This window comes from Nocardioides anomalus (assembly GCF_011046535.1).
Taxonomy (GTDB): Bacteria; Actinomycetota; Actinomycetes; order Propionibacteriales; family Nocardioidaceae; genus Nocardioides; species Nocardioides anomalus.
In genome coordinates this window covers 3,338,804-3,364,143 of the sequence record NZ_CP049257.1, presented here as the reverse complement: position 1 = coordinate 3,364,143, position 25,340 = coordinate 3,338,804, and the positions used below count along the sequence as shown (strand labels likewise).

Annotated in this window: 27 protein-coding genes; 15 read left to right on the top strand and 12 right to left on the bottom strand. The window is 73.8% G+C overall.

Annotated elements, in window-relative coordinates; all coding sequences use genetic code 11:
- Positions 1 to 36 precede the first annotated feature (36 nt).
- From G5V58_RS16905 to G5V58_RS16895, 3 genes are read left to right on the top strand one after another with little or no spacing between them, the layout of a single operon-like run.
- Complete coding sequence (locus G5V58_RS16905) at positions 37 to 204, top strand: DUF3117 domain-containing protein (protein ID WP_082574674.1); 168 nt, start codon at positions 37 to 39, stop codon at positions 202 to 204.
- A 34-nt stretch (positions 205 to 238) separates the two neighbouring features.
- On the top strand, positions 239 to 1,798 hold the full coding sequence (locus G5V58_RS16900) for a leucyl aminopeptidase family protein (protein ID WP_165235268.1): 1,560 nt from the start codon (positions 239 to 241) through the stop codon (positions 1,796 to 1,798).
- Positions 1,795 to 2,136 (top strand): hypothetical protein, encoded by a 342-nt coding sequence (locus G5V58_RS16895; protein WP_165235265.1) that lies wholly within the window; start codon positions 1,795 to 1,797, stop codon positions 2,134 to 2,136. The genes G5V58_RS16900 and G5V58_RS16895 overlap by 4 nt, the downstream gene beginning before the upstream one ends.
- On the opposite strand, the gene G5V58_RS16890 is transcribed toward G5V58_RS16895, so the two are convergent.
- Positions 2,137 to 2,790, bottom strand: coding sequence for an O-methyltransferase (locus G5V58_RS16890; RefSeq protein WP_165235262.1), 654 nt, complete (start codon positions 2,788 to 2,790; stop codon positions 2,137 to 2,139).
- 140 nt (positions 2,791 to 2,930) lie between these two features.
- Here G5V58_RS16890 and sigE point away from each other — a divergent pair, with 140 nt between their 5' ends.
- Genes sigE through G5V58_RS16875 form a run of 3 tightly spaced genes read left to right on the top strand, consistent with a single transcriptional unit; the run spans position 2,931 to position 5,296 of the window.
- Positions 2,931 to 3,524, top strand: coding sequence for an RNA polymerase sigma factor SigE (sigE, locus tag G5V58_RS16885; protein ID WP_165235259.1), 594 nt, complete (start codon positions 2,931 to 2,933; stop codon positions 3,522 to 3,524).
- On the top strand, positions 3,521 to 3,982 hold the full coding sequence (locus G5V58_RS16880) for an anti-sigma factor family protein (RefSeq protein WP_165235256.1): 462 nt from the start codon (positions 3,521 to 3,523) through the stop codon (positions 3,980 to 3,982). The genes sigE and G5V58_RS16880 overlap by 4 nt, the downstream gene beginning before the upstream one ends.
- A 45-nt stretch (positions 3,983 to 4,027) precedes the next feature.
- Positions 4,028 to 5,296 carry a S1C family serine protease gene (locus tag G5V58_RS16875; RefSeq protein WP_165235253.1) on the top strand — a complete coding sequence of 423 codons (1,269 nt, stop codon included), beginning with the start codon at positions 4,028 to 4,030 and terminating at the stop codon, positions 5,294 to 5,296.
- Positions 5,297 to 6,007: 711 nt separating this feature from the next.
- On the opposite strand, the gene G5V58_RS16870 is transcribed toward G5V58_RS16875, so the two are convergent.
- Complete coding sequence (locus G5V58_RS16870; RefSeq protein ID WP_165235250.1) at positions 6,008 to 6,532, bottom strand: hypothetical protein; 525 nt, start codon at positions 6,530 to 6,532, stop codon at positions 6,008 to 6,010.
- Between the two features lie 138 nt (positions 6,533 to 6,670).
- The gene (locus G5V58_RS16865; protein ID WP_165235248.1) at positions 6,671 to 6,925 is read right to left on the bottom strand and encodes a helix-turn-helix transcriptional regulator; all 255 of its coding nucleotides are present in this window, start codon (positions 6,923 to 6,925) and stop codon (positions 6,671 to 6,673) included.
- 99 nt (positions 6,926 to 7,024) lie between these two features.
- Between G5V58_RS16865 and G5V58_RS16860 the strand changes: the two genes are divergently transcribed.
- Together G5V58_RS16860 and G5V58_RS16855 are read left to right on the top strand one after the other, a co-directional pair.
- On the top strand, positions 7,025 to 7,738 hold the full coding sequence (locus G5V58_RS16860) for a CpaB family protein (RefSeq protein ID WP_165235245.1): 714 nt from the start codon (positions 7,025 to 7,027) through the stop codon (positions 7,736 to 7,738).
- A 1-nt stretch (position 7,739) separates the two neighbouring features.
- Positions 7,740 to 8,942 (top strand): AAA family ATPase, encoded by a 1,203-nt coding sequence (locus G5V58_RS16855; protein ID WP_165235242.1) that lies wholly within the window; start codon positions 7,740 to 7,742, stop codon positions 8,940 to 8,942.
- On the opposite strand, the gene G5V58_RS16850 is transcribed toward G5V58_RS16855, so the two are convergent.
- Together G5V58_RS16850 and G5V58_RS16845 are read right to left on the bottom strand one after the other, a co-directional pair.
- Complete coding sequence (locus G5V58_RS16850; protein ID WP_230486696.1) at positions 8,905 to 10,284, bottom strand: hypothetical protein; 1,380 nt, start codon at positions 10,282 to 10,284, stop codon at positions 8,905 to 8,907. The genes G5V58_RS16855 and G5V58_RS16850 overlap by 38 nt on opposite strands.
- Positions 10,285 to 10,290: 6 nt before the next feature.
- Positions 10,291 to 10,665 carry a cupredoxin domain-containing protein gene (locus G5V58_RS16845; RefSeq protein ID WP_165235239.1) on the bottom strand — a complete coding sequence of 125 codons (375 nt, stop codon included), beginning with the start codon at positions 10,663 to 10,665 and terminating at the stop codon, positions 10,291 to 10,293.
- 156 nt (positions 10,666 to 10,821) lie between these two features.
- Between G5V58_RS16845 and G5V58_RS16840 the strand changes: the two genes are divergently transcribed.
- The 4 genes from G5V58_RS16840 to G5V58_RS25640 are packed head-to-tail and all read left to right on the top strand — an operon-like array spanning position 10,822 to position 14,448.
- Positions 10,822 to 12,267 (top strand): WS/DGAT/MGAT family O-acyltransferase, encoded by a 1,446-nt coding sequence (locus G5V58_RS16840; protein ID WP_165235237.1) that lies wholly within the window; start codon positions 10,822 to 10,824, stop codon positions 12,265 to 12,267.
- On the top strand, positions 12,264 to 12,590 hold the full coding sequence (locus tag G5V58_RS16835) for a DUF6912 family protein (protein ID WP_165235234.1): 327 nt from the start codon (positions 12,264 to 12,266) through the stop codon (positions 12,588 to 12,590). The genes G5V58_RS16840 and G5V58_RS16835 overlap by 4 nt, the downstream gene beginning before the upstream one ends.
- A 21-nt stretch (positions 12,591 to 12,611) precedes the next feature.
- Entirely contained in the window at positions 12,612 to 14,240 is a 1,629-nt protein-coding gene (pruA, locus tag G5V58_RS16830) for an L-glutamate gamma-semialdehyde dehydrogenase (protein WP_165235231.1), read from the top strand.
- Positions 14,241 to 14,262: 22 nt separating this feature from the next.
- Positions 14,263 to 14,448: a hypothetical protein gene (locus tag G5V58_RS25640; protein WP_196240521.1), complete on the top strand. Its 186-nt coding sequence runs from the start codon at positions 14,263 to 14,265 to the stop codon at positions 14,446 to 14,448.
- Here the strand turns inward: G5V58_RS25640 and G5V58_RS16820 are convergent.
- The 5 genes from G5V58_RS16820 to G5V58_RS16800 all read right to left on the bottom strand — a co-directional run bounded on the left by G5V58_RS16820 (position 14,433) and on the right by G5V58_RS16800 (position 17,438).
- Complete coding sequence (locus G5V58_RS16820; protein ID WP_165235228.1) at positions 14,433 to 14,915, bottom strand: DUF2505 domain-containing protein; 483 nt, start codon at positions 14,913 to 14,915, stop codon at positions 14,433 to 14,435. The genes G5V58_RS25640 and G5V58_RS16820 overlap by 16 nt on opposite strands.
- Positions 14,916 to 14,935: 20 nt before the next feature.
- Positions 14,936 to 15,379: a hypothetical protein gene (locus G5V58_RS16815; protein ID WP_165235225.1), complete on the bottom strand. Its 444-nt coding sequence runs from the start codon at positions 15,377 to 15,379 to the stop codon at positions 14,936 to 14,938.
- 55 nt (positions 15,380 to 15,434) lie between these two features.
- Positions 15,435 to 15,917 (bottom strand): DUF2505 domain-containing protein, encoded by a 483-nt coding sequence (locus tag G5V58_RS16810; RefSeq protein WP_165235222.1) that lies wholly within the window; start codon positions 15,915 to 15,917, stop codon positions 15,435 to 15,437.
- Positions 15,918 to 15,985: 68 nt separating this feature from the next.
- Complete coding sequence (locus G5V58_RS16805; RefSeq protein ID WP_165235219.1) at positions 15,986 to 16,957, bottom strand: hypothetical protein; 972 nt, start codon at positions 16,955 to 16,957, stop codon at positions 15,986 to 15,988.
- A 1-nt stretch (position 16,958) separates the two neighbouring features.
- A complete protein-coding gene (locus G5V58_RS16800) occupies positions 16,959 to 17,438 on the bottom strand; it encodes a DUF2505 domain-containing protein (RefSeq protein WP_165235216.1) in 480 nt (159 codons plus the stop codon).
- 211 nt (positions 17,439 to 17,649) lie between these two features.
- Between G5V58_RS16800 and G5V58_RS16795 the strand changes: the two genes are divergently transcribed.
- The gene (locus tag G5V58_RS16795) at positions 17,650 to 18,468 is read left to right on the top strand and encodes a tryptophan 2,3-dioxygenase family protein (RefSeq protein ID WP_165235213.1); all 819 of its coding nucleotides are present in this window, start codon (positions 17,650 to 17,652) and stop codon (positions 18,466 to 18,468) included.
- Here the strand turns inward: G5V58_RS16795 and G5V58_RS16790 are convergent.
- The gene (locus tag G5V58_RS16790; protein ID WP_230486695.1) at positions 18,432 to 19,307 is read right to left on the bottom strand and encodes an EamA family transporter; all 876 of its coding nucleotides are present in this window, start codon (positions 19,305 to 19,307) and stop codon (positions 18,432 to 18,434) included. The genes G5V58_RS16795 and G5V58_RS16790 overlap by 37 nt on opposite strands.
- 88 nt (positions 19,308 to 19,395) lie before the next feature.
- Between G5V58_RS16790 and G5V58_RS16785 the strand changes: the two genes are divergently transcribed.
- Positions 19,396 to 19,842 (top strand): Lrp/AsnC family transcriptional regulator, encoded by a 447-nt coding sequence (locus G5V58_RS16785; protein WP_230486694.1) that lies wholly within the window; start codon positions 19,396 to 19,398, stop codon positions 19,840 to 19,842.
- Between the two features lie 10 nt (positions 19,843 to 19,852).
- On the top strand, positions 19,853 to 24,775 hold the full coding sequence (locus G5V58_RS16780) for an NAD-glutamate dehydrogenase (RefSeq protein ID WP_165235208.1): 4,923 nt from the start codon (positions 19,853 to 19,855) through the stop codon (positions 24,773 to 24,775).
- Here G5V58_RS16780 and G5V58_RS16775 read toward each other — a convergent pair.
- A complete protein-coding gene (locus G5V58_RS16775; protein WP_165235205.1) occupies positions 24,772 to 25,251 on the bottom strand; it encodes a VOC family protein in 480 nt (159 codons plus the stop codon). The two genes, G5V58_RS16780 and G5V58_RS16775, sit on opposite strands and share 4 nt — an antisense overlap.
- Between the last annotated feature and the right edge of the window lie 89 nt (positions 25,252 to 25,340).

Genomic DNA, 25,340 nt, shown 5'->3' with positions numbered 1-25,340 from the left:
GCCCGAGTTCGAGGGGAACGAAAGGCAGGGTGCCGCATGGCGGCGATGAAGCCGCGGACCGGCGACGGTCCGCTGGAGGTCACCAAGGAAGGCCGCGGCATCGTGATGCGCGTGCCCCTCGAGGGCGGTGGCCGCCTCGTCGTGGAGCTGAACGCCGAGGAAGCGGGCGCCCTGGGCGACGCGCTCAAGGACGTCGTCGGCTGATGCCCCCTGGTCGCGTTCGGGGGTCTGCGACCACGTGAGCTCCGCACCTCACCCGTCCCGGGTCTCGCCGCAGGTCCCGTCCCAGGTCTCCCCGCCTGAGTTCGCCGTCACCGCGAGTGGCCCGCACGCGGTCACCGGCGTCGAGGTCATCGCGCTGCCCGTGCTGACCGGCGCCGACGGCCCGCTCCTCGGTCCCGGCGCCGCCGACGTCGGCGACCTGCTGGGCGTCGACCTGCTCGCCGTGCTCGAGGCCGACCGGGCCACCGGGAAGGTCGGCCAGGTCACCGCGCTGCCGGTCCCGCTCGGCTCGCCCCAGGACGCCGACCTGCGCCAGGTGCTGCTGGTCGGTCTGGGTGAGGCCAGCGCGACCGACTTCCGCCGCGCCGGGGCCACCCTGGCCCGCGCGGTCCAGGACCGGTCCGTGGTCGCGACCACCATCCCGGCCGTCGAGCCGTCCGTGGGGCTCGAGCCCTTCGTGGTCGGCGCGGTGCTGGGCTCGTTCGGCTTCGCCTGGCGCTCGGCGCCGCCGGAGCACGTCCCGGTCCAGCGCGTCGTGCTGGCCGAGCTGGACGACGCCGACCGGCCCGCGGTCGCCCGGGCGGTGGCCGTCGGCGGGGCGTCGTGGCGCGCCCGCACCCTCGCCTCGCTGCCCAGCAACCTCAAGAACCCGCCCTGGCTGGCCGAGCACGCCGCCTCGCTGGCGGCCGACGCCGGGCTCGAGGTCCGGGTCTGGGACGAGGCCGAGCTGGCCGCCGGAGGGTTCGGCGGCATCGTCGGCGTGGGCCAGGCCTCCGCCACCCCGCCCCGGCTGATCCGGCTCGACTACACCCCGCGCAAGGCGTCGCGGCGGACGCCGACCGTGGTGCTGGTCGGCAAGGGCATCACCTTCGACACCGGCGGCCTCTCGATCAAGCCGGGCGAGGCCATGGTGAACATGAAGCGCGACATGACCGGCGGCGGCGTCGTCATGTCGGTGCTGGCCGCGCTGGCCGACGTGGGCTGCCCGGTCCGGGTCGTCGGGCTGGTCCCGGCGGCCGAGAACGCCGTCGGCGGCAACGCGCTGCGCCCCGGCGACGTGCTGCGCCACTACGGCGGTCGCACCACCGAGGTCACCAACACCGACGCCGAGGGGCGGCTGGTGATGGCCGACGCGATCGCCTACGCCGTCGCCGAGCTCTCGCCCGCGGCGGTCGTCGACGTGGCCACGCTCACCGGCGCCATCAAGGTCGCGCTCGGCCAGCAGGTCGGCGGGCTGTTCGCCAGCTCCGACGCGCTGGCCGCCACGCTGCTCGCCTCGGGCGAGCGCTCCGGTGAGCCGCTGTGGCGCTTCCCGCTGGCCGCGGCGTACGAGGAGAAGATCGCCTCGCGGGTGGCCGACGCCGACAACGCCGGCGGCGGCCCGGGGGCGATCACCGCGGCGCTGTTCCTGCAGCACTTCACCGGTGGGGTGCCGTGGGCGCACCTGGACATCGCCTCGGTGGGCGATGCGCCGGCCGACGGCTACGAGTGGAGCAAGGGGCCGACCGGCTTCGGCGCGCGGCTGCTGCTCGACTGGCTCGGCTCGGACGACCCGCTTGCGGGGCTCGCCCGGTGATCGGGCTGACCGTGCGCTGGTCGCTCGCCGACGCGCCGGCCGGGGTCGAGGAGGAGCTCGCGGCGTACGTCGAGGGGACGTCGCACGCGCGGTTCAGCGCGATGGCCGGGCTGCGCTCCAAGATCTGGCGGTGCGTGCCGGGGGAGTGGTTCGAGGGCTGCTACGTCTTCGAGTCCGACGCGGCCCGGGCGGCGTTCCAGGAGTCGTTCACCGCCGAGGCGGCCGACGTGCCCGGGTCGCAGATCGTGGGTGCGCCACCGGTGCTCATCGAGGCGTGTCGCGTCGTGGCGGTCGCCGAGGGCGCGGCCGGCTGGGTCTCCGCGCCGCGCGCGGAGTGATCACCCCGCCTCGGGGCTCCACTCCTTCTTGGCCAGCAGCAGGCCGTCGCCGACCGGCAGCAGGACCGGCACCAGCGCGTCGTCGTCGCTGACCTGGCGGATCAGCTCGCGGATGGCCGTGGTCTCCTCGTCGCGGACGCTCGGGTCGGCCACGCGGTCGTGCCACAGCGCGTTGTCGAAGGCCACCACGCCGCCGGGGCGCAGCAGCCGCAGCGCCTCGGTGAGGTAGGCGGCGTACTCGGTCTTGTCGCCGTCGACGAAGACGATGTCGTAGTGGCCGTCGGTCAGCCGCGGCAGGACCTCGAGGGCCGAGCCCGCGATGGTGCGTGCCCGCTGGGTCGCGATGCCGCCCTCGGTGAAGGTCTCGCGGGCCAGCCGCTGGTGCTCGGTCTCGATGTCGACGGTGGTGAGCACGCCGTCGGCGCGCATCCCCCGCAGCAGCCAGAGCCCGGAGACCCCGGTGCCGGTGCCGATCTCGACCACCGCGCGGGCGTCGAGCACCGAGGCCAGGAACCGCAGCGCGGCGCCGCCCCCGGAGCCGATGGCGGTGACGCCGACCTCCTGGGCGCGCTCGCGGGCGCGGGTGAGGACGTCGTCCTCGGCGACCAAGGCCTCCGAGTAGGACCAGCTCTGGGCACTGATCGGATCGGTCACGCTGGCAACCTATCGCCACCCGTCGGCGTTCCCCGGGAACACCGCCGCCGGGTCGGTCGTTCAGACCAGCAACGGCTCACAGGATCCTCTCAGTCGAGGTCCGTAGCCTGAGCAGCCCGACCCGAGGAGTGGTGGAGACGATGGACGAAGCCGGCACGGCCGAGACCGTCCCCACGTGGGACGAGATCGTCGAGCGCCACTCCGACCGGGTCTACCGGCTGGCCTACCGGCTGACCGGGAACCGCCACGACGCCGAGGACCTCACCCAGGAGGTCTTCGTCCGGGTGTTCCGCTCGTTGTCGACGTACACGCCGGGCACCTTCGAGGGCTGGCTGCACCGCATCACCACCAACCTCTTCCTCGACCAGGCGCGCCGCAAGCAGCGGATCCGCTTCGACGCCATGACCGACGAGCGCGCCGACCGGCTCACCAGCGCCCTGCCCAGCCCGGACACGGCGTACTCCGACCAGCGCTTCGACGACGACGTCGAGCGCGCGCTCCAGGAGCTCCCGCCCGACTTCCGTGCCGCCGTCGTGCTGTGCGACGTGGAGGGGCTGTCCTACGAGGAGATCGCCGAGATCCTCGGCGCCAAGCTCGGCACCGTGCGCTCGCGCATCCACCGCGGCCGGGCCCTGCTGCGCAAGGCGCTGGCCCACCGCGCGCCGGCCTCGGGCCGCGCCCGCTACTCCGGGCCGCGCACCGGTCCGCTGCGCGTGGTCAAGGGGCGGGCGTGATCGGGCACCTGGGCGAGCGGGTCAGCGCGCTGCTCGACGGTCAGCTCCCGCCCGCCGAGGAGGAGCGCGCCTGGGCCCACGTCCACGGCTGCCACCAGTGTCGCGACCTGGTCGAGCGCGAGGGCTGGGTGAAGACCCGGCTCGCCGGGCTGTCCTTCGAGTCCTCCTGCGCGCCGTCGACGCTCAAGGGCTCGCTGCTCGCCTCCTGCTCCTCCGGGCTCCCGCCCGGTGACGTCTACCTGGCCTCGGCGTCCACCGACGTCCGGCCGCGACGGGTCTCGCTCGTCGCCCTCGGCGGCGGGGCCGCCGGGGCCGCCGTCATGGGCGTCCTCGCCCTCGGCGCGGCGCCGGCCGACGCGCCGACCCTGGACCGGCGCACGCCGGCCCCGACCACCTCGATCTTCAACCAGGTGCCCTCGACCGTCGGCTCGCACCGGCGGGGCGTGGCGCTGCCGTAGCCGGCTTCCGGTGTGGGATTTCCGCGCACCGGGAACAATGACGGTGTGACTGACGAGGCTCCTCCCGAGGAGACGCAGCCGTTCGGTGCGCCCATCGGGCCCCGGCCGACGTGGACGCCGCCGTCCTCCTACCCGGCGTACCCGCCGCCCGGCACCACCCCGCTGACCGCCCAGGCCGAGGTGGCCACCTCCAGCACCCGCGCGCGCCCGGCCGGCTGGATGTGGCCGGCGGTCGTTGCGCTCGCGCTGGTGCTCGGCGTCGGGGGCGGCGTGGCCGGCAGCGTGATCTACGACCAGACCTCGTCGGACTCCTCGTCCTCCTCCGGCGGCGGCACCGGCCCCGGCCTCTCGCAGACCGGCGCGCGGACCGCCCCGCCGCTCGACGCGGACTCGACCTCGGTCGCCGCCGTGGCGCAGGAGCTGCTGCCGAGCACCGTGCAGATCTCGGCGGAGTACGAAGGCCAGGCCAACGGCGCCACCGGCTCCGGCTTCGTGCTGGACTCCGCCGGTCACATCGTGACCAACAACCACGTGGTCGCCTCCGCCGCCGACGACGACGGGCCGATCGAGATCGTCGACCAGGACGGCAACCGCTTCGAGGCCACCGTCGTCGGCCGCTCGCCGGTCTACGACCTCGCGGTGCTCTACTCCGACGGCGCCAAGCAGATGAAGCCCGCCTCGCTCGGTGAGTCCCTCGCCCTGCACGTCGGCGACCCCGTGGTCGCCTTCGGCTCCCCGCTCGGCCTCTCCTCGACCGTCACCTCCGGCATCGTCTCCGCGCTGCAGCGGCCGGTCACCACCGGCGACGCCGACGCCTCGTCGTACATCAACGCGGTGCAGACCGACGCCGCCATCAACCCCGGCAACTCCGGCGGGCCGCTGGTCAACCTGCTCGGCCAGGTCGTCGGCGTGAACTCCGCCATCGCCACCACCGGTGGCGGCGCGACCGGCACCGAGTCCGGCAACATCGGCGTCGGCTTCGCCATCCCCATCGAGCAGGTCAAGGTCACCGCCGACCAGATCCTGCGCACCGGCGAGGCGCGCTATCCCGTCATCGGCGCCAAGGTGCAGACCGGCCAGCAGGACGGCAAGGGCGCCGAGGTCGACTCGGTCGTCGACGGCACCCCCGCGGACGAGGCCGGCATGAAGGCGGGTGACGTCGTCGTCGCGCTGGAGGGGCAGCGGGTGAGCGACGGCATCGCGCTGATCGTGTCGATCCGCTCGCACCAGCCGGGGGAGACGCTGACCTTCACGGTGGACCGCGACGGTGACGAGAAGGACCTGCGCGTGACGTTGGACTCCGAGGTCGGGTAGGCGGACGGTCCACTCAGCTCGCCTCCTCGAGGCGGCCGAGCTCGACCAGGCGCGACCGCACGCCTCCGGGGCCGCGCGGGGCAACGCAGCCGCTGCGGCGCTCAGCCACGGCGCTGTGCCGGCACGCATCGGCGCCTCGACGCGCCCGGCCCCTCGCTGCGCCCGGCGAAAGGACGCGCCGGCGGGCCGGCGGACCGACGGGTGGCCTGGCCGCCAGCGAGCCGCCCGGGCCTCGCGGTGCCCGCCGTCGGAGCGCACGAGTAGTAGCGGCGGGCGGCGCTCCGCCGGACCGCCACCGGTAGGCACGGTCGCCGGTCGCCGGTCGCCGGTCGCCGGTCGCCGGTCGCCGGTCGCCGCGGCTGGGCCCGGCCGGTCTGCCGAGCCGCCGCGGGTGGGCGCCGCCGGTCTGGCGGACCACCGGCAGCAGGCGCGGCCGTTCCGCCGAGCCGCCACGGGCAGCACGGCACTCCTCCGCCTCCCGCCCGACCCGCCACCTCCACCACCGTGCTGGTCGCGCGCCCGCGCGCCTGCCCGCTCGAGCGCGCCGCCGCGGGGGCGGTCGATGCTTGCAGGTCCGGCGTCGTCGACGCGTCCCGTCGCGCGGCGACACCGCTGCCGGCGGCGGTGTCGGGCGCGTCAGCCCTCGGGCTGTCGGGCCCTCGGGCGCTTGGGCTGGCGAGCGCCTCGTGTTCAGTTGTCGTCAGGGTCCAGTCAGCTCGCCTCCTCGATGCGTCCGAGCTTGATGAGGCGGGAGCGGATGCCGCGCGGGCCGCGTTCGAGGACCAGGGCGAGGTCGTCGATGGTGGCGCCGGCGTCCCAGCGTTCGAGCAGCAGGTGCTCGTCGGTGTCGGTCCAGGGCTCGTAGGCGCGCGGGATGCGGGTGCGGATGGCGGCGAGGCCGTAGGGGCCGGGGCGGCGGCGGGCTGGGCGGCCGCAGATGCGGCTCTGCAGCTCGCGGGTGACGTCCTCGAGGAGCTCGAGGTGGCTCTTGTCGCCGTCGAGGCAGAGCTGGACGGCCACGGTGCCGTCGGTCTCGGAGGCGGCGAGGACCTCGACCGCCAGGCGGCCGTCGGTCGACGTCGCCTCGACGGTCCAGGCGGTGCCGTCGATGCTGACCTCGGCCCGGTGCACCTTGACGAGAGGCGGGTCGGACGACCCCGGCGGCCCGGTCGGCTCGGTCGCCTCGTGCTCGGGTGGAGCGGCGGAGGCGGTGGGGGCGGTGGCGGTCGTGCTCACGGGTGGTCCCTTCCTCGTGGGGTTGGTCGTGAGCACGAGTCAACGCCGACGCAGGGACAGCCGCGGGACCTGCACCGACCGCTGTGGAGAGCCGGGCCCGGAGCGCCCCGCTGTGGACAGCTGGTGGCGATGCGGGGCTCAGAGCTCGTCGGCGGTGGCGGCGTCGGCGGGGTCGAAGGGGTGCTCGTCGATGAAGGCGCGGGTGGCGGCCTTCTGGCGGGCGACGTAGTCCTCGAGGTCGGCGAGGTCGACGCGCCACTGGCCGCGGCCGCCGATCTTGATGGCGGGGAGCTCGCCGCGGCGGACCATGGCGTAGACCTGGGCGGACGACGTGCTCAGGATGTCGGCCACCTCGGCGAGCTGCAGGAACTGCGGGCGGTCGGCGGCGGCCATGGGGCCATGGTGGCACCTCGTGCTTCACACGGGCCTCAGGGATCACGATCTGTGGAGGAGCGCTGGCCACGTCAAGCGTCGCTGGGCACACTGGGTCGCGTGGTCCTTGATCTCGGGGAGGCCACGGCGGCGACGTCCGGCGACGGACGCGCGACCGGCGGCCGCGACGTGCCGCCGGCCCTGCGCGGGCACCGGCCGGCCTGGCGTGACCCTCGCCTGTGGTTCGGCATCGTGCTGGTGGCGGCCAGCGTCGTGCTCGGCGCGCGCGTGCTCGCCGGCGCCGACGACACCGTGCGGGTCTGGGCGGTGGCCGACGACGTGGGCGCGGGCCAGCGGATCGGGGCCGACGACCTGGTCGCGCAGCGGGTGCGGTTCGCCGACGACGACGCGCTGAGCGGCTACTACACCGTCGAGGACGAGCTGCCGGGCGACCTCGAGCTGGTGCGCAGCGTGGGCAGCGGCGAGCTGCTGCCCCGCTCCGCCGTCGGTACGCCGAGCGCGACCGGCCTGGTGGAGGTGCCGGTCGCGGTCGAGCCGGAGCTGGTGCCGCCGGGGGTGGGGCCGGGCGACACCGTGGACGTCTACGTGGTGGCGCCCCTCAGCGCCGACGCGGACGGGTCCGGCGAGCCGCTGCCCGACGGCGCCGCGCTGAGCGAGGTCACGGTGGTCGACGCGCCCGACGTGGCGAGCTCCTTCGGGACCAGCGGCCGGCGCCAGCTGGTGCTGGCGGTGCCGGAGGCCGACGCGCCGGGGTTCTTCGGCCTGCTGGCGCGCTACGACACCCCGAGCCTCACGATCGTGCGCCGGGGCTGACGTGCGGGTCGTCCTGCTCCTGGCCGCGGGCGCGGCCTGGGAGACCCAGGCCCTGAGCGTGCTGGGCGGTCGGCGCGACCTGGTGGTGCTCAAGCGCTGCGTGGACGTCGACGACCTGCTGGCCACGGCGACCAGCGGACAGGCCGACAGCGCGGTCGTGGCGGTGGAGGCGCCCGGCTTCGACGTCGCGGCGGTCGACCACCTGCGCCGCCACGGGGTCCGGCCGGTCGCGGTGGTGGCCGACGAGCCGGGCGCCGTGCGCGCGGAGCGGATCGGCGTACGCCGGACGGTCACCGACGTCGCGGAGCTGCCGGTCGCGCTCACCACCGACGCCGAGCCCGAGCCGCCGCCGGAGGCCGAGCCCGAGGCCGAGGCTCGGGCCGGCCGGGGCACGGTCACCGCGGTCTGGGGTCCGGTCGGCGCACCGGGGCGCACGACGGTGGCCACCGCGATGGCCGCGGCGCTGGGCCGCACGGAGCGGACGACCCTGATCGACGTCGACCCCTACGGCGGCACCGTGGCCCAGGTCCTGGGGGTGCTCGACGAGGTGAGCGGGCTGCTCGCCGCGGCGCGGCTGGCCGGCAGCGGTCGGCTGGTCGAGGGGTTCGCGAGCGTGCAGCGGGCCCTGGACGGGCGGCTCACCGTGGTGACGGGGCTGCCGCGACCGGACCGCTGGAGCGAGGTGCGCCCGGGCACGATCGAGCTGCTGGCCGAGACGGCGCGCACCGAGGGCCACGTGGTGCTCGACGCCGGTCCCGGGCTGGACGAGGACGACCTCACCGGGCGGCCGAGCCGCGGGGCCATCACCCGGGCCGCGCTCGAGGTCGCCGACGAGATCGTCGCGGTCGGCACGGCCGACCCGGTCGGGCTGAGCCGGCTGGCCCGGGCGCTCACCGACCTGCGGGCGCAGCACCCGGTCACGCCGGTGCGGGTCGTGGTCAACCGGATGCGCCCGACGCTCGGCTGGTCCGAGCGCGACGTCGCGGCGATGCTGGCCGACTTCACCCGAGCGGTGGCGATCCACTTCCTGCCCGAGGACCGCGCGACCGTGGACCGGGCCCTGGTGACCGGCCGGACGGTCCAGGAGACCGCCCCGGCGAGCCCGCTGGCCCAGGCCGTGGACGCCCTCGTCGGCAGGGACGGCAGCAGCGGGAGGCTGCGCCGGCTCAGGCCGAGAACAGCAGGTACAACCCGCCCGCGGTGAAGGCCACCATGGCCACCAGCAGCGACAGCTGCCCGGTGAGCTGGTGGCGGCGCGGCAGCAGGTGGATGGCCCGGTCGTGCGCCGCGACCACGCCGACCACGTGGCCCAGCACGACCGCGAGCACCTTGATGGTGGCCAGCGCGGTCGGGTGGTAGGCGAAGAAGAACGACGGCGTCCAGTTCGCGGTGCCGAACCAGTTGGAGCCGTTGCTGAAGGGATCGCTCATCTGGATGAGCGTGTTCTCGCCGACCTCGAGGAAGTAGGTCAGGTAGTGCGCCACGAAGTAGCCGATCACGATCGGCACTATCGAGTGCGCGAACTGCCCGGGCAGCGCCCGGCGCGGCTGGTCCGGTCCGACGCCGGTCAGCATGGTCCCGGCCGCGAAGACGCCGCCGACGACCAGCACGAACGTGAGCAGCCCCAGGTTGTTGGCCACGTGCGCGAGCGAGTGGTCCTGCACGAAGTCGCCCTGGATGAACTTCACCCAGCGCGTGGAGTCCTTGAAGGAGTCGAAGGCCGTGCTGCCGAACAGGACCGCGACCACCGCGACCAGACCGGGCACGACGGGCGTGGCGTCCAGGTTGGCCAGCGGGCTGCGCACCACCAGCTCGCCGCGGCGCTCACCCCACGGCGACATCCGGGCCACGAGGGTGGAGAACACCTCGAACGGGTCGGCCTTGGCGTAGAAGTCGTCGCCGAACAGCGCGCCGCCGAGCAGCATCGCCGCGACGTACGCCGCGCACCACAGCCGCACCGGGCCGAGCTCGGTGGCGAAGGGGTAGACCAGCTCCATCCACACGAACGCGTAGAGCCCGATCGCCGCCGGCCACATCCCTAGCCGGGCGGGGTAGGTGAAGACACCCACCGCCGAGTCGCCGCCGGTGAGCCGGGCGAACCCCGCGTTGATCGTGCGCACCGGGCTGATGGCCCGGTACGCCGGCCCGAACAGCAGCGACGCCGGGACGAAGCCGGTCCACAGCAGGACGTAGAAGATCCCGAAGAACGGGTTGATGAGGGTGTCCTCACCCAGGACCGCCACCATCACGGTGTAGGCGAAGGCCACCATGCCGAAGGCGCGCAGCACGACGAAGAAGGCGGGCGAGGCCACCAGTCGCCGCAGGGCGGCGGGCGCGGGCCGGCCGGTCCGGTCGGCGTCGTAGCGCGGGGTGCGCCAGGCCACGGCCAGCACCGTGAAGCTGACGACCAGCGCGGCCACCGCACCGGCGACGGTGAGCTCGAGGGGGATGGGCAGGTCCTTCTGCCCGCCGATGCCGTGCGCCAGGAGGTGCCCGAACGAGCCGGAGGAGCCGCCGGACGGGGCGGCGGGGGCGACCGGGTCCACGAGGGTCTACTTCACCTCGAGCTGGACGATCGTCTTCTCCAGCGCGTGCGACTCGACCTCGACGATGCCGGGCTTGTCGATGGTGAACGTCGGCAGGGTGACGGTGCCCTTGGTGTAGGCCAGCTCCTGCTCGGGGTCGGAGTGCACGTGGATCTCACCGGCGGCGTCGGAGGTCACCTTGAACTCGATCGGCTGGCCGACGGCGACCTCGACCCGGTCGCCGTTGGGCGTGACGTCGTCGCCGGAGAAGGTGACGTCGATGGTCTTGGTCGGCTGGTCCGAGCCGCCGCTGCCGCTGTCGCCGGGCTTGTCGTCGTCCCCGCACCCGGCGAGGCCGACGGTGCAGACGACCAGGGCGAGGGCTGCGATCGCGCGCCGCATCGAGGTCCACCTTTCGTGACGGGTACCGGGAGGCCGGGAGACCAGGAGCCCCACCGATCGTGCCGGAGGGCACGAGCCGACGTCCTGAGACCTCTGTAAGAATCCCATGACGGCCAAACGGGGCGGTGACCGGGAGGGGACGGGGGTGGTGCGACGGTGAGCGAGCGGCTGCGACCACGCGACGTGGCGTTCCTCGAGCACGAGGACCCGACCGTCCCGCGCCACGTGGCGACCGTGGAGGTCTTCGACCCCGGTGCGTCGGGCTTCGACTACGACGGCTTCGTGGCGCTGATCCTGGACCGGATCTCCTTCGTGCCCCGCTACCGCCAGCGGGTCCAGGAGGTCCCCGGCCACCTGGCCAACCCGGTGTGGGTCGACGACGACCACTTCGACATCGGCTACCACGTACGCCGCAGCGCGCTCCCGCGTCCCGGCAGCACCGAGCAGCTGCGCGAGCTGGTCTCGCGCATCGTCAGCCGCCCGCTGGACCGGGCCCGGCCGCTGTGGGAGATCTACTTCGTCGAGGGGCTGGCCGACGGCCGGGTCGCGCTGCTCTACAAGACCCACCAGGCGCTGGTCGACGGCGTCGAGACCGTCGACCTCGGCCAGGTGCTGCTCGACAAGGACCCGGGCGTCAAGGTGCTGGGCGGCGACGAGTGGCACCCGCACCGCCGACCCTCGCCGGCCGGGCTGCTGGCCGGTGCGCTCCACGACAACCTCACCGACCGCGCGACCGCGCTCGACACCGTGCGCCACGCCGTCGGCACGGCGGTCGGCACCGCCGACCGGCTCACCGCCGGGGCCGGCCGGGTCCTGTCCGGGCTGGCCGGGCGCCGGCCCGACCGCGGCCACGCGCTGTCCGGCGAACTGTCGCAGCAGCGCCGCGTGGTGGGGGTGGACAGCGCGCTGGCGGACTACCGCACGATCCGCGACGTGCACGGCGGCACCATCAACGACGTCATCCTGGCCACCGTCACCGGCGCGCTGCGGGCCTGGCTGATGACCCGCGCTGAGTCGATGGGCGGGCTGCGGCAGGTGCAGGCGATGGTCCCGGTCTCCGTCATCGACCGCGAGCTCGAGGCCACCTCGCTGGGCAGCCAGATCGCCCCGCACTTCGTCACCCTGCCGATCGGCGAGCCGAGCCCGGTGGTCCGGCTGCACCAGGTCTCCTACTCCTTCCAGGCCCACAAGGAGACCGGCCGTGCGGTCGCGGCCAATCGCCTGGCGGGCATCGCGGGCTTCGCGCCCACCACGTTCCACGCCATCGGGGCGCGGGTCGCGGCGGCCGAGGTGCGCCGCGACTTCCAGATCTCCATCACCAACGTGCCGGGGCCGCAGTCCCCGCTGTACGCCGCCGGCGCGCGGATGCTGCGCACCTACCCGATCCACCCGCTGCTGCCCGGCCAGGCGCTCGCCATCGGCGTGACGTCGTACGACGGTCAGGTCTTCTACGGCATCAACTCCGACCGCGACCTGGTCCCGGACGTCGACGTGCTCGGGCAGTGCGTGACCGAGGCGCTGGCCGAGCTGCTCGACACCGCGACCGGCGGGCGGCCGACCATCCCGCGCGGGCGCCGCAAGAAGGCCGCGCCCAAGCCGTGAGGGTCTACGTCCCCACCACCCTCGACGGGCTGGCCCGGCTGCGCGACGAGGGGCGGCTCCCCGCCGACCTCGACCGGTACGCCGCCGACGACGCCAGCGAGGAGGCGGAGTACGCCGCGCTGGTGGCCGCGGCCGTCGACTCCGCCGCCCTGGCCGGCGGCGGTCGCCGCGTGGTCGTGGTGGCCGAGCTGGCCGACCCGGACGGCGCCGTACCCCTGCGCGACGTGGTCGCGGTGCACGCCGACGAGAGCGCCGGGGCCGACCCGGAGGACGACCTGGGCTGGTTCGCCACCCAGGAGATCGGGGCTCTCCTGGGCGGCTGAGGGGCCAGATAGCGTGGGCGCATGGACGCGATCACGTTCCCCCCGGCTCCCACCAACGAGCCGAACCTGACCTACGCGCCGGGCAGCCCCGAACGGGAGGCCCTGACCGCGGAGCTCGAGCGCCAGGAGAGGCGCGAGAAGAACCTCAAGGCCTACATCGGCGGTCGCTGGAAGGCCGGCGGCGGTGCCGAGCACGCCGTCGTGCAGCCCCACGACCACCAGCACGTGCTGGGCCGGTTCAAGGGCGCGACCCAGGCCGACACCAAGGCCGCGGTCAAGGCCGCCACCGAGGCCGCGTCGGTCTGGCGCGACATGGACATGGACGACCGCTGCGCGGTGCTGCTGCGCGCGGCCGACCTGCTGGCCGGTCCGTGGCGCCAGCGGATCAACGCGGCGACGATGCTCGGGCAGTCCAAGACGGCGTTCCAGGCCGAGATCGACTCCGCGTGCGAGCTCATCGACTTCTGGCGCTACAACGTCCACTACGCCAAGCAGATCCTCACCGACCAGCCGATCGCCAACAGCCCGGGCGTGTGGAACCGCACCGACCACCGCCCGCTCGAGGGCTTCGTCTACGCGATCACGCCGTTCAACTTCACCGCCATCGCCGGCAACCTGCCGACCGCGCCGGCTCTCATGGGCAACACCGTGATCTGGAAGCCGTCGCCGACCCAGCAGCTGGCCGCGAGCCTGACCATGGAGCTGCTCGAGGAGGCCGGCCTCCCGCCGGGCGTCATCAACATGCTGCCGGGCGACGGCATCGCCGTCTCGGAGGTCGCCCTGGGCCACCCCGACCTGGCCGGCATCCACTTCACCGGCTCCACCCCGACCTTCCAGCACCTGTGGCGCACGGTCGGGGAGAACATCGAGGGCTACCGCTCCTACCCCCGCATCGTCGGGGAGACCGGCGGCAAGGACTTCGTGCTGGCCCACAGCAGCGCCGACCCCGACGTGGTCCGCACCGCGCTCATCCGTGGCGCCTTCGAGTTCCAGGGCCAGAAGTGCTCCGCCGCCTCCCGCGCGTACGTCGCCCGGTCGGTCTGGGACAAGATGAAGGACGACTTCCTGGCCGAGGTCGAGGCGATCACCATGGGCGACGTCACCGACTTCTCGAACTTCATGGGCGCGGTCATCGACGACCGGGCCTTCGCCAAGCACCGGACCGCGATCGAGCGGGCGCGGAGGTCCCGCAAGCTCGACGTGCTGGTCGGCGGCACCCTCGACGACGAGGTCGGGTACTTCGTGCGCCCCACCGTCGTGCAGGGCGGTGACCCGACCGACGAGATGTTCTCCACGGAGTACTTCGGGCCGATCCTCGTCGTGCACGTCTTCGACGACGCCGACTTCGAGACCGTGGGTCGCCAGCTCGAGTCGATCGCGCCGTACGCGCTGACCGGCTCGATCATCGCGCGCGACCGGCGCGCGGTGGCGTGGGCCCAGCAGGAGCTGCGCTTCGCGGCCGGCAACTTCTACATCAACGACAAGCCGACCGGGGCCGTCGTGGGGCAGCAGCCGTTCGGCGGTGGCCGGGCCTCGGGCACCAACGACAAGGCCGGTGCCGCGGTCAACCTGCTGCGCTGGACCTCGCCGCGCTCGATCAAGGAGACGCTGGTCCCGCCGACCGACTACCGCTACCCCTACATGGGGTGAGGCGGGTGCGAGACTGGCCGGCATGAGCCCGGACCTGGTCGCGCTGCACCTCGGCGCGCTGCACCCGGTCGAGAAGGTGCTCACCCTCGTGCTGGCCTTCGGTCCGTTCGTGGTGCTCGGCCTGGTGATCGCCACCCGCCGGCGCCACGAGGAGGACGACGACGCCGCGGACGCCCGCGAGGCCGCGGACCCTCAGGGCGACAGGTAGTTCTGGCCGGTCGTGTGCTCGACGTCGAGCGCGCGGTCGAGCAGGTCGGCCACCAGCGCCTCGAGCCGCCCGCCCGCCAGCGGCACGCGGACCCGGACGTCCAGCTCGACGACCTCGACCGTGACCACCCCGCGCTCCTCGAGCCGCACCGTCCCGCGCATCTCGCCGGGCCGGCCGGGCACGCTCACCTCGACGTCGGCGCGGGTCGGCGTGGTCCAGCGCTCGCGCTGGACGACGTGGACGGTGTCGCCGAGCAGCTTCGTCGCGATGGATGGCAGCCCGTCGGCGCGCTGGACCTGGTCGATGACGACCTCGGTGGCCACGGCGTCGTGGTGCACCGACACCGTCGCCGACACCACGCGGAGCCGGTCGCACACCTCTTGCCGGAAGGACGCGGTGGTCAGCATCCGGTGCACCTCGGCCGCCGGGGCGTCGTAGGTCAGCTCCCGGGTCACCCGTGTCGTCACGAGGGGCGAGTACCCGCCGCTCAGGCCACCTGCACCCGCCCGGAGGACTGGACCGTGAACGCCTGCCGCAGCTCCTCCAGGGGTACGTCGAGCGCGGCCAGCGTGATCCGGATCCCGTTCGCCTCCACGACCGGCCACGCCGCCGGGCGCAGCCGGGTGTGGTCGACCGGCGCGCCGGGACGGATCCGGATGCGCAGCAGCGGGCCCTCGACCCGTGCGGACTCGACGGACTCCCAGGGCACCACCAGCTCGCCGTACGGGCTGCGGGAGACGACGCCGTCGCCGTGCAGGCCGAGGGGCGAGGCGACCGCGCGCATCCGGAGCCACGCGAGGACGTAGGCGCCGGCCAGGACCGCCCACAGGACGAGGAAGCCGAGCGACGCCGCGAGTGCGGCGGTGTGCTCGAGCCACAGCAGCAGGCCGGTGAGCACGGCGGTGGCCACGACGACGCCGCCCGTCAGCACCAGCAGCGCGCGCCGGTCGAGGGTGCGGCGGCGCAGGGGGACGTCCCACGCCCGCTCAGCCGGCCAGGTGCTGGCGCCCGACGGCGTTCTCGGCCCGCAGCGCCTTGCGCAGCAGGTCGGCGATGAGCGACTCGATCTTGCCGCCGACGAGCGGGATGCCGACCTTGATCTCCATGACGACGGTCTCGGTCGTGGTGCCGCCCGCCTCGCGCAGGGTGATGGTGCCGCCCATCTGGCCGGGCTTGCCGGGGATGACGACCTCGACCACGCCGTTCTCGACGTCGTCCCAGCGCTCGGTCTGGACGAGGTTGATCTCGTCGCCGACGAACTTGCGCGCGAAGCCGGGGATGCCCTCGGCGCCTTGGACCTGGTCGATGACCACCTTCATGCCACCGCCGTCCGGGCCGACGCTCACCGTGCGCCGGGTCGCGCCCTGGGCGTCGCAGACGCGCTCGCGGAACGCCGGGTCCATGAGCATCTCGCCGACGTCGGTCAGTGGTGCGTCGTAGGTCAGCTCGCAGGTCAGCGTGGTCGCCATCTTGGTGCTCCTCCCCGTCCGGCCGCGCCGCGCGGCCCCGTGGTCGCATCATCGCGGATGCCCGTCGCTCAGGCGCCGCAGGCGTCCATCTCGGCGCCGAAGCCACCTGGGCCGGGCGCGATGTCCACGACCTCGGCGGGCGGCGGAGCCGGGACCCGGACCGGGCGGCCCTGGTCGGCGAAGGTCACCTCGACGGTGCCGGGGATGAGCTCACCGGTGTCGACCGGCACCTCGATGCCCTCGGCCTCCAGGGCGAGGTAGAGCGAGCGGAACGACACCGAGTAGCCCCGCAGCACCCCGTCGCGGACGTCGAAGTACGCCGGGACCGTGGCCCGCGAGTCGGGCGGCAGGCCGAGCTCCCGCACGGCCTGCGAGCCGAGCAGGGACACCGCGGTCACCAGGTCCAGGGTGCCGAGGATGGTGCCGAGCTGCTCGAGGTCGGTGTACTCCCGGCCCACGCCGTACGACGCCGCGATGACCGCGTTGGGCGGCTGGGTCGTGGCGACGTCGGAGGTGAGCAGCTGCTGCAGCCCGCTCGGCGCGCCCGCGGCCAGGTCGGCGACGTCGACCCAGCACGGCCACGGGCCGTCGGTGTCGGGCGAGTCGATCGCGCGCATCCACGCCGACGCGCCGACCGCCCGGAAGTCGAACGTGTAGGTGCCGTCCCCGGTCGACAGGTAGCGGCGGATCTCGAAGGCCCGCGGGTCGAGGCGGAACGACCCGCGCTCCTGCAACCCGGCCCCGGTCGTCCCTGCGTCCAGGCGGTACGTCGCCGAGCCGCTGCGCAGCAGGGCCAGCACGGCCCGGCGCAGCTCCCGGCGCGCCGCGGGGTCGTGGCCCAGCTCGGGCTGCCCCGGGAGCTCGGGGGGCCTCGTCGGGGACGGCGTCGGTCTCGCAGCCGCGCTCGACGTGGAGGTGGGCGTGGGTGTCGGGGTTGCGGACGCGACGCCGGTGAAGCGCGGCTCCGGGTCGTCGCCGCCGCAGCCGCTCAGCGCGGCCGCCGCCAGGGCCGTGGCCAGCGCCAGCACCGTGAGCCTCACGTCAGGGCTGCTCGAGCCAGGCGGTGCCGACGGCGTGCTCGGCGTCCATCCCCGCGCGGATCCGCTCGGCCAGCAGCTTCTCCAACCGGCCGCCGAGGAGCGGCACCTTGACCTTGAGGCTCAGCTCGACCACCTCGGTCGTGCCGGTGCCGGACGGCTCGAGCCGGATGGTGCCGGTCACGTCGGTGGGTGTGCCGGGCGCCTCGATGCTCAGGCTCCCGGCGTCGGGACCGAGCCACACCTCGCGCTGGACGGCCCGGGTCGTCTCGCCGGCGAAGGTCCGGGCGAACGACGGCAGGTCGGTCGTGCGCTGGACCTGGTCCACGGTGAGGCGGAACCCCTCGCCGTCGCGCTCGAGCTCGACGTCGGCGGAGACCACGTCCTGCGCCGCACACGCCGCCCGGCGGAAGTCCGGGTCGGCCAGCATCGCGAAGACCCGCGCCGGCGCAGCGTCGTACGACAGCTCGTGGCGCAAGTCCATGCCGGGAGTGTGGCAGAGCGCGGCCGTCGGAACCGGCCGTCAGCCCGGCCGCAGCGGTCGGACGCGACCTGGAGCGGCTCGGTGGCCTCGTCCCCCTCCACGACCTGGGTCGTGGGTGGGGGCGCGAGCTGCTGGTGGCCAGTCGCGAGCCTGCGGCGCCGACGGTGGTGCCGTGGCTGCGGCACCGCGGAGCATGGCTAGGTTGAGCGCCATGGCGCAGGAGCAGACCGAGGAGCAGCCCGAGGAGCAGTTCGTCTCGTTCGGCGAGCAGGGGGCGCAGCTGACCTACGGCAGCTACCTGCGGCTGCCGCAGCTGCTGGACTCCCAGCACCTCGAGTCCGACCCGCCGGCCCACGACGAGCTGCTGTTCATCACCATCCACCAGGTCTACGAGCTGTGGTTCAAGCAGCTCCTGCACGAGGCCGTGGCCGCCCGCGACGCGATGAGCGCGGGGCGCGTGTGGTGGGCCCAACACCTGCTCGCGCGGGTTCACGTCATCGAGCGGGTGCTCGTCCACCAGGTCGACGTGCTCGAGACCATGACCCCTCAGGACTTCCTGGAGTTCCGCCAGCGGCTGGCGCCGGCCAGCGGCTTCCAGTCGGTGCAGTTCCGCGAGCTGGAGTTCCTGTCCGGCGCCAAGGACCCGGCGTACGTCGACCGCTTCCGCGGGATCACCGACGAGGAGAACGCGCGCCTGCGGCGGCGGCTCGAGGAGCCGACGCTGTGGGACGCGTTCCTCGACGTGCTGCGCCAGCGCGGGCTGCCGGCCGGCACCGACGAGGAGGTCAGCGCGTCGCTGCGGCGGGCCGCGCACGACCGCAGCCAGTACGCCGACGTGTGGGCGGTCAGCGAGGCGCTGCTCCAGCACGACGAGCTCGCCGCCAACTGGCGCGCGCGGCACGTGACGATGGTGGAGCGGATGATCGGCTCCAAGTCCGGGACCGGCGGGTCCAGCGGCTCGACGTACCTGCGCAGCCGGCTGCCGCTGCGCTACTACCCGCTGCTCTGGGGGCTGCGCTCGGAGCTCTGAGCCTCCCGGTGCACGACCAGCCCGACGACGACCAGCGCGATCCCGGCGAGATCGCGCCCGGTCGGCACCTGGCCGAGCACGACGAACCCGATCGCGGTGGCCGCGGCCGGCAGCAGCGAGAGCATGAGGGCGAAGGTCGCGCGCGGCAGCCGGGCCATGGCCAGCTGGTCGGTCACGTAGGGCACGACCGAGGAGCAGAGCCCGACGCCGATGCCCCAGAGCAGCCAGAGCGGGTGGGTGAACGCCGGGAGCGCGGGCAGCAGCCCGAACGACGTGGCGGCGACTGCGGCCACGAGCATGGCCAGACCGAGGCGGTCGATGCCGGCCATCGGGTCGGAGCCGTCGGCGGGGCTGGCGATCCGGTCGGCCAGCACGACGTACAGCACGAAGCCGGCGCCGTTGGCGAAGGCGAACACGAAGCCGAGCGGCTCGGCCACCAGGCGCACCTGGGTGAGCAGGGCGACGCCGGCCACGGCGAGCAGCAGGGCGAGCACGTTGCGGCGGGTGCGCACGCCGAGCGCGGCCAGCACGAGGGTGCCGACGAACTCCACCGCGCCGACCGTGGACAGCGGCAGCCGGTCGACGGCGAGGTAGAACAGCGAGTTCATCGCGGCCAGGACCAGACCGAGGGCGACGAACAGCCGCCACGACCCGCCCGACAGCAGCCGCCAGGGCCGGCGCCACACGGCGAAGACCACGGCGGCGGAGGCGATGCGCAGCCAGGCCACGCCGAGCACGTCGACGCGCGCGAAGAGCAGCACGGCCAGCGACGGGCCGAGGTAGTGGAAGACCGCGCTGGTCAGGAAGTACGTCGTGGGCGGCAGGCGGGTCAGGCGCACGCCACGAGGATCCACGGCGCGGGCCGCCGTCGGAATGGCAAGATGAAGGCGCACGGCCCACCGGGAGCGGAAGAGAAGGCGGAACCGCGTGGACGACGTCAACCTGAAGATCCTGCGCGAGCTGGCCGCGGACCCGCGGCTGGGGATGTCCGCGCTGGCCCGCCGGGTGGGCATGTCGCCGCCGGCCGTCACCGAGCGGGTGCAGCGCCTCACCGAGGACGGGGTGATCGGGTTCCGGCTCGAGGTGGACCCGGCCGCGCTGGGCCTGCCGGTCGCGGCGTACGTCCGGGTGCGCCCGACGGCCGGCCAGCTGAGCAAGGTGGCCGAGCTGGCCCAGCGGCTGCCCGAGGTCTCGGAGTGCCACCGGATCACCGGCGAGGACTGCTTCCTGCTCAAGGTGCACGCCGCGAGCATCGCGGCGCTGGAGGAGACGCTGGACCGCTTCCTGCTGTTCGGCCAGACCGTCTCCAGCCTGGTCGTGTCCACCCCGGTGCAACCTCGCCCTCTCGTCCCGGAGGCGGTCGCACCGGACTAACCTCGGAGGCGTGTCAACGGCGACGCAGCACCAGTCCACGTCCGAGCAGGCCAAGGCCGAGCTGATCGAGCAGGCGACCAGGGTGGCCCAGGCGGGCAAGGGGACCGGTGGGCCGCCGCACGACCAGGTCGGCGAGCTGCTCCAGGCCTACTACCGCCACGTGGCGCCGGAGGACCTGGCCGACCGCTCCGAGATGGACGTGTACGGCGCGTTCGCGGCCCACTACAAGCTGGCCGCGCACCGTCCGCAGGGCACGGCCAACGTCCAGGTCGCGACCCCGACGCTGGCCGACGCCGGGTGGTCGGCGGGCGGGCACACCGTGGTCGAGGTCGTCGTGGACGACATGCCGTTCCTGGTCGACTCGCTGACCATGGAGCTCTCGCGCCACCTGCGCGACGTGCACGTGGTGATCCACCCCAACTTCGACGTGGTCCGCGACATCACCGGGGTGCTGCAGGAGGTCCGGTCGGTGCCGGACGGTGCGCTCGAGCCCGAGGGCGAGGCGGTCCGCGAGTCGTGGATGCACGTCGAGATCGACCGGCTGCCCGAGGGCGAGGACGCGGCGTCGGTCGTCGACGACATCCAGCGGGTCCTGCGCGACGTCCGCGAGGCGGTCGAGGACTGGGGCAAGATGCACGCCCAGGTCGAGGCCGTGGTCGCGGACCTGCGCGACGACCCGCCGCCGCTGGACCCCGAGGAGCTGCGCCAGGCCGGGGAGTTCCTCACCTGGCTGGCCGCCGAGAACTTCACCTTCCTCGGCTACAAGGAGTACCGCCTCGAGCGCGACGGCGACGACGAGTTCCTGCGCGCGGTCCCCGGCACGGGCCTGGGCATCCTGCGCGCGGACCAGGAGATGTCGGAGTCCTTCGGCCGGCTGCCCGACGCGGTCAAGGCCAAGGCCCGCGAGAAGACCCTGCTGGTCCTGGCCAAGGCCAACTCGCGCGCGACCGTGCACCGCCCGGCGTACCTCGACTACGTCGGCGTCAAGACCTTCGACGCGAACGGCGAGGTGGACGGCGAGCGCCGCTTCCTCGGGCTGCTGGCCAGCGCGGCCTACACCGAGAGCCTGATGCGGATCCCGCTCATCCGCGAGAAGGCCAAGGCGGTGCTCAAGCGCAGCGGCTTCGACCCGCGCAGCCACGCCGGCAAGGCGCTGATGGACACGCTCGAGACCTACCCGCGCGACGAGCTGCTGCACACCCCCGTCGACGAGCTGGCACCGATGGCCGAGGCCGCGATGAGCGCGCGCGAGCGGCGGGCGCTGCGGATGTTCATCCGCCGCGACACCTACGGGCGCTACGTGAGCGTGCTGGTCTACCTCCCGCGCGACCGCTACAACACCGCGGTCCGGGAACGGTTCGAGCGGATCCTGCAGGACCAGCTGCACGGGGAGTCCACCGAGTTCACCGTCCGCATCAACGAGTCGACGACCGCGCGCGTGCACTTCGTCGTGCACCTGTCCAAGGGCGCCGACCTCGTCGACGTCGACACCGCCGAGCTCGAGCGGCGCCTGACCGACGCCAGCCGCAGCTGGCGCGACGACTTCCTGCAGGCCGTGGTCGCGGAGTACGGCGAGGAGGTCGGCACGATCCTCGGGCGGCGCTACGCCGAGGCGTTCCCGGAGGCCTACAAGGAGGACTACCCGGCGCGCACCGCCTCGGTCGACCTCGGCCGGCTCGAGGCGATCCGCACCGACGCGGCGAACGGCAGCGGTCTGGACCTCAGCCTCTACGAGCGCCTGGACGCCGGTCCGGGGGAGGTGCGGCTCAAGGTCTACCGCATCGGTGACCCGCTCTCGCTGTCCGAGGTGCTCCCGATGCTGTCATCGATGGGGGTGGAGGTCGTCGACGAGCGGCCCTACGAGCTCGACGGGCTCGAGCGGCCCTCGATGGTCTACGAGTTCGGGCTGCGCTACGGCCGACCGCTGCCGTCCGGTGCGCGCGAGCTGTTCCAGGACGCGCTGCGCGCGGTGTGGGACGGCTACAACGAGACCGACGGCTTCAACGGGCTGGTGCTCGGCGCCGGGCTGACCTGGCGGCAGGCCACGGTGCTCCGCGCGTACGCCAAGTACATGCGCCAGGGCAACAGCCCCTTCGCGCAGGACTACATCGAGGACGCACTGCGCGGCAACGTCGACATCACCCGGCTGCTGGTGCGGCTGTTCGAGGCCCGCTTCGACCCCGAGCAGCAGCAGGAGGGGCGCGAGGCGCAGGTCGAGCAGAAGATCCTGTCCGCCCTCGACGACGTGGCCAGCCTGGACCACGACCGGATCCTGCGCTCCTACCTCACCCTGATCAAGGCCACGCTGCGCACCAACCACTACCAGCGCGACCGGGCCACCGGCGGCGTGCACCCCTACCTCAGCCTCAAGCTCGAGCCGTCGGCCATCCCGGACCTGCCGCAGCCGCGGCCGCGCTTCGAGATCTTCGTCTACTCCCCGCGGGTCGAGGGCGCGCACCTGCGCTTCGGCCCGGTGGCCCGCGGCGGCCTGCGCTGGTCGGACCGGCGCGACGACTTCCGCACCGAGGTGCTGGGCCTGGTCAAGGCGCAGATGGTCAAGAACACCGTCATCGTCCCGGTCGGCGCCAAGGGCGCGTTCTTCTGCAAGCAGCTGCCCGACCCGAGCGACCGGGAGGCGTGGCTGGCCGAGGGCATCGCGTCGTACACGACCTTCATCTCCGGGCTGCTCGACATCACCGACAACCTGGTCGACGGCGAGACCGTGCCGCCCGAGGGCGTGGTGCGCCACGACGGCGACGACTCCTACCTCGTGGTCGCGGCCGACAAGGGCACGGCGACGTTCTCCGACATCGCCAACGGGGTGGCCAAGGACTACGGCTTCTGGCTCGGCGACGCGTTCGCCTCCGGCGGCTCGGTCGGCTACGACCACAAGGCCATGGGCATCACCGCGCGCGGCGCGTGGGTCTCGGTGCAGCGGCACTTCCGCGAGCGCGGGATCGACTGCCAGAGCGAGGAGTTCACCGCGGTCGGCATCGGCGACATGAGCGGCGACGTGTTCGGCAACGGGCTGCTCTGCTCGGAGGCGACCAGGCTGGTCGCCGCCTTCGACCACCGCGACATCTTCCTCGACCCCACGCCGGACCCGGCGGCGTCGTACGCCGAGCGCCGGCGGCTCTTCGAGCTGCCCCGCTCGAGCTGGCAGGACTACGACCCGAGCGTGATCTCCGAGGGCGGCGGGGTCTTCTCGCGCTCGCTGAAGTCGGTGCCGCTCAACGACGCCGTGCGCACCGCCCTCGGCATCGACGCCGACGTGGCGGCGATGACGCCGGCCGAGCTGATGAGGTCGATCCTCCAGGCGCCGGTCGACCTGCTGTGGAACGGAGGCATCGGGACCTACGTCAAGAGCGAGGACGAGACCCACGCCGACGTCGGCGACAAGGCCAACGACGCGATCCGGGTCAACGGCGCCCAGGTCCGCGCCCGCTGCGTGGGGGAGGGCGGCAACCTCGGGCTGACCCAGGCCGGGCGCGTGGAGTACGTCCTGGCCGGCGGCGACTCCCGCGGCGCGTCGGAGGAGGCGCGCACCGACGCGTGGAGGGGCGGACGGGTCAACACCGACTTCATCGACAACTCCGCCGGCGTGGACACCTCCGACCACGAGGTCAACATCAAGATCCTGCTCGACCGCGTGGTCAAGGCCGGCGACCTCACCGAGAAGCAGCGCAACGCGCTGCTCGCGCAGATGACCGACGAGGTCGGCGCCCTGGTGCTGCGCGACAACTACGAGCAGAACCTCGCACTGGCCAACGCGGTCGCGCACGCGCCGTCGCTGCTGCACGTGCACGAGGACTTCATGCGCCGCCTCGAGCAGGCCGGCACCCTGGACCGCGAGATCGAGGGACTGCCCTCGCGTCGGGTGGTGCGCCGTCGGCTCGACCGTGGCCGCGGGCTGACCCCGCCCGAGCTCGCGGTGCTGATGGCCTGGACCAAGATCGTGCTGGCCGACGAGCTGCTCGAGGGCGACCTGCCCGACGACCCGTACCTCGACATCGACCTCAAGGCCTACTTCCCCACGCCGATGCGGGAACGGTTCGAAGCGCAGATCGAGGCGCACCCGCTGCGCCGGGAGATCATCGTGACCCAGGTCGTCAACGACCTGGTCAACGGCGCCGGCATGACCTACTGGCCGCGCCTGGCCGAGGAGACCGGCGCGTCGGCCGCCGACCTGACCCGGGCGAACTTCGTGGCCCGCGAGATCTACGGCTCGCTACCCTACCGCACCGAGCTGACGACCTGGGACAACCGGCTGGACGCCGGGCTGCAGACCCGGATGCGGATCCAGATGCGCACCCTGGTCGAGCGGGCCTCGCGCTGGCTGGTCACCAACCGGCGCCCGCCCCTGGACAGCCAGGCCACCGTCGAGGCGTTCGCCGGCCCGGTGCAGGCCACCATGGCCCAGCTGCCCGAGCTGATGGTCGGGCGCGAGCTCCAGGCCTACCTGGACCGGCTCGCGGCGTACGAGGAGCGCGGGGTGCCCGAGGAGCTCGCCCGCCGGGTCGCGGTCCTCGAGCCGGCGTACATGCTGCTCGGCGTCGTGGAGACCGCCCAGCAGCTCGACCTGAGCCCCGAGGAGGTGGCGCGGGTCCACTTCGCGCTGGGGGAGCGGCTCGGGCTGCCGGTGCTGCTCCAGCGGATCGTGGCCCTGCCGCGCGAGGACAAGTGGCAGACCATGGCCCGCGCGGCGCTGCGCGACGACCTGCACGGCGTGCACACCGCGCTCACCGCCCAGGTGCTGCGCGGCACGCCGGCCGAGCTCGCCGCGCCCGAGCGGATCGCGGAGTGGGAGGACGGCGAGGCCGTGCTGGTGGCCCGGGCCGCGGAGACCCTGGGCCAGATCTGCGCCGAGGACCAGGCCGACCTGGCCCGGATGTCGGTCGGGCTGCGGGTGGTCCGGGGGCTGCTGAGCGGCTAGGCGCCCTCGGTCGTCAGGAACTCCGGCGGCACCGGCAGGCACAGCTCGTTGCCCTCCGGGTCCTGGAGGGTGACCCAGGCCGTGCGGGGACCCTCGGTGCCCTGGCCGACCCGGGTGGCCCCGAGGGCGACCAGCCGGTCGACCTCGGCCGGGTCGGGGTCGCGGCCCGGGCGCAGGTCGAGGTGGACCCGGTTCTTGACCGTCTTGGGCTCCGGCACCCGCACGAACAGCAGGCGTGGCGCGCGGTCGGTGCCCTTGGGGTGGGTGAGCGCGGCGCCGGACGCCCAGACCAGCCGACCCTGGTGCGTGGTCGTCTGGTCCTCGGTGGCGAACCCCTGGTCGAGCATGGACCGGATGAACGCCTCGTCCTGGGGCTCGACCTGCCAGCCGAGGGCCTCGGCCCACCAGTCGGCGAGGGTGTGGGGGTCGGCGCAGTCCACGACGACCTGGAGGGTGTAGACCGGCGCATCGCTCATGGTGCTCACCCTGCCGGAGACCACCGACAGCCGTCCCCGCACGGCTCGTCGCGCCCCGTGAGGGCCGCGGGACGGTAAGAACCAGATAT

Bases quoted from the DNA above. Each gene is read 5' to 3' on its own strand.
- sigE (WP_165235259.1), top strand. From the start codon at position 2,931: ATGGACGAAGCCGGCACGGCCGAGACCGTCCCCACGTGGGACGAGATC.
- G5V58_RS16845 (WP_165235239.1), bottom strand. From the start codon at position 10,665: ATGCGGCGCGCGATCGCAGCCCTCGCCCTGGTCGTCTGCACCGTCGGC.
- G5V58_RS25640 (WP_196240521.1), top strand. From the start codon at position 14,263: ATGAGCCCGGACCTGGTCGCGCTGCACCTCGGCGCGCTGCACCCGGTC.
- G5V58_RS16905 (WP_082574674.1), top strand. From the start codon at position 37: ATGGCGGCGATGAAGCCGCGGACCGGCGACGGTCCGCTGGAGGTCACC.
- G5V58_RS16800 (WP_165235216.1), bottom strand. From the start codon at position 17,438: ATGGACTTGCGCCACGAGCTGTCGTACGACGCTGCGCCGGCGCGGGTC.
- G5V58_RS16810 (WP_165235222.1), bottom strand. From the start codon at position 15,917: ATGGCGACCACGCTGACCTGCGAGCTGACCTACGACGCACCACTGACC.
- pruA (WP_165235231.1), top strand. From the start codon at position 12,612: ATGGACGCGATCACGTTCCCCCCGGCTCCCACCAACGAGCCGAACCTG.
- G5V58_RS16795 (WP_165235213.1), top strand. From the start codon at position 17,650: ATGGCGCAGGAGCAGACCGAGGAGCAGCCCGAGGAGCAGTTCGTCTCG.
- G5V58_RS16865 (WP_165235248.1), bottom strand. From the start codon at position 6,925: ATGGCCGCCGCCGACCGCCCGCAGTTCCTGCAGCTCGCCGAGGTGGCC.
- G5V58_RS16775 (WP_165235205.1), bottom strand. From the start codon at position 25,251: ATGAGCGATGCGCCGGTCTACACCCTCCAGGTCGTCGTGGACTGCGCC.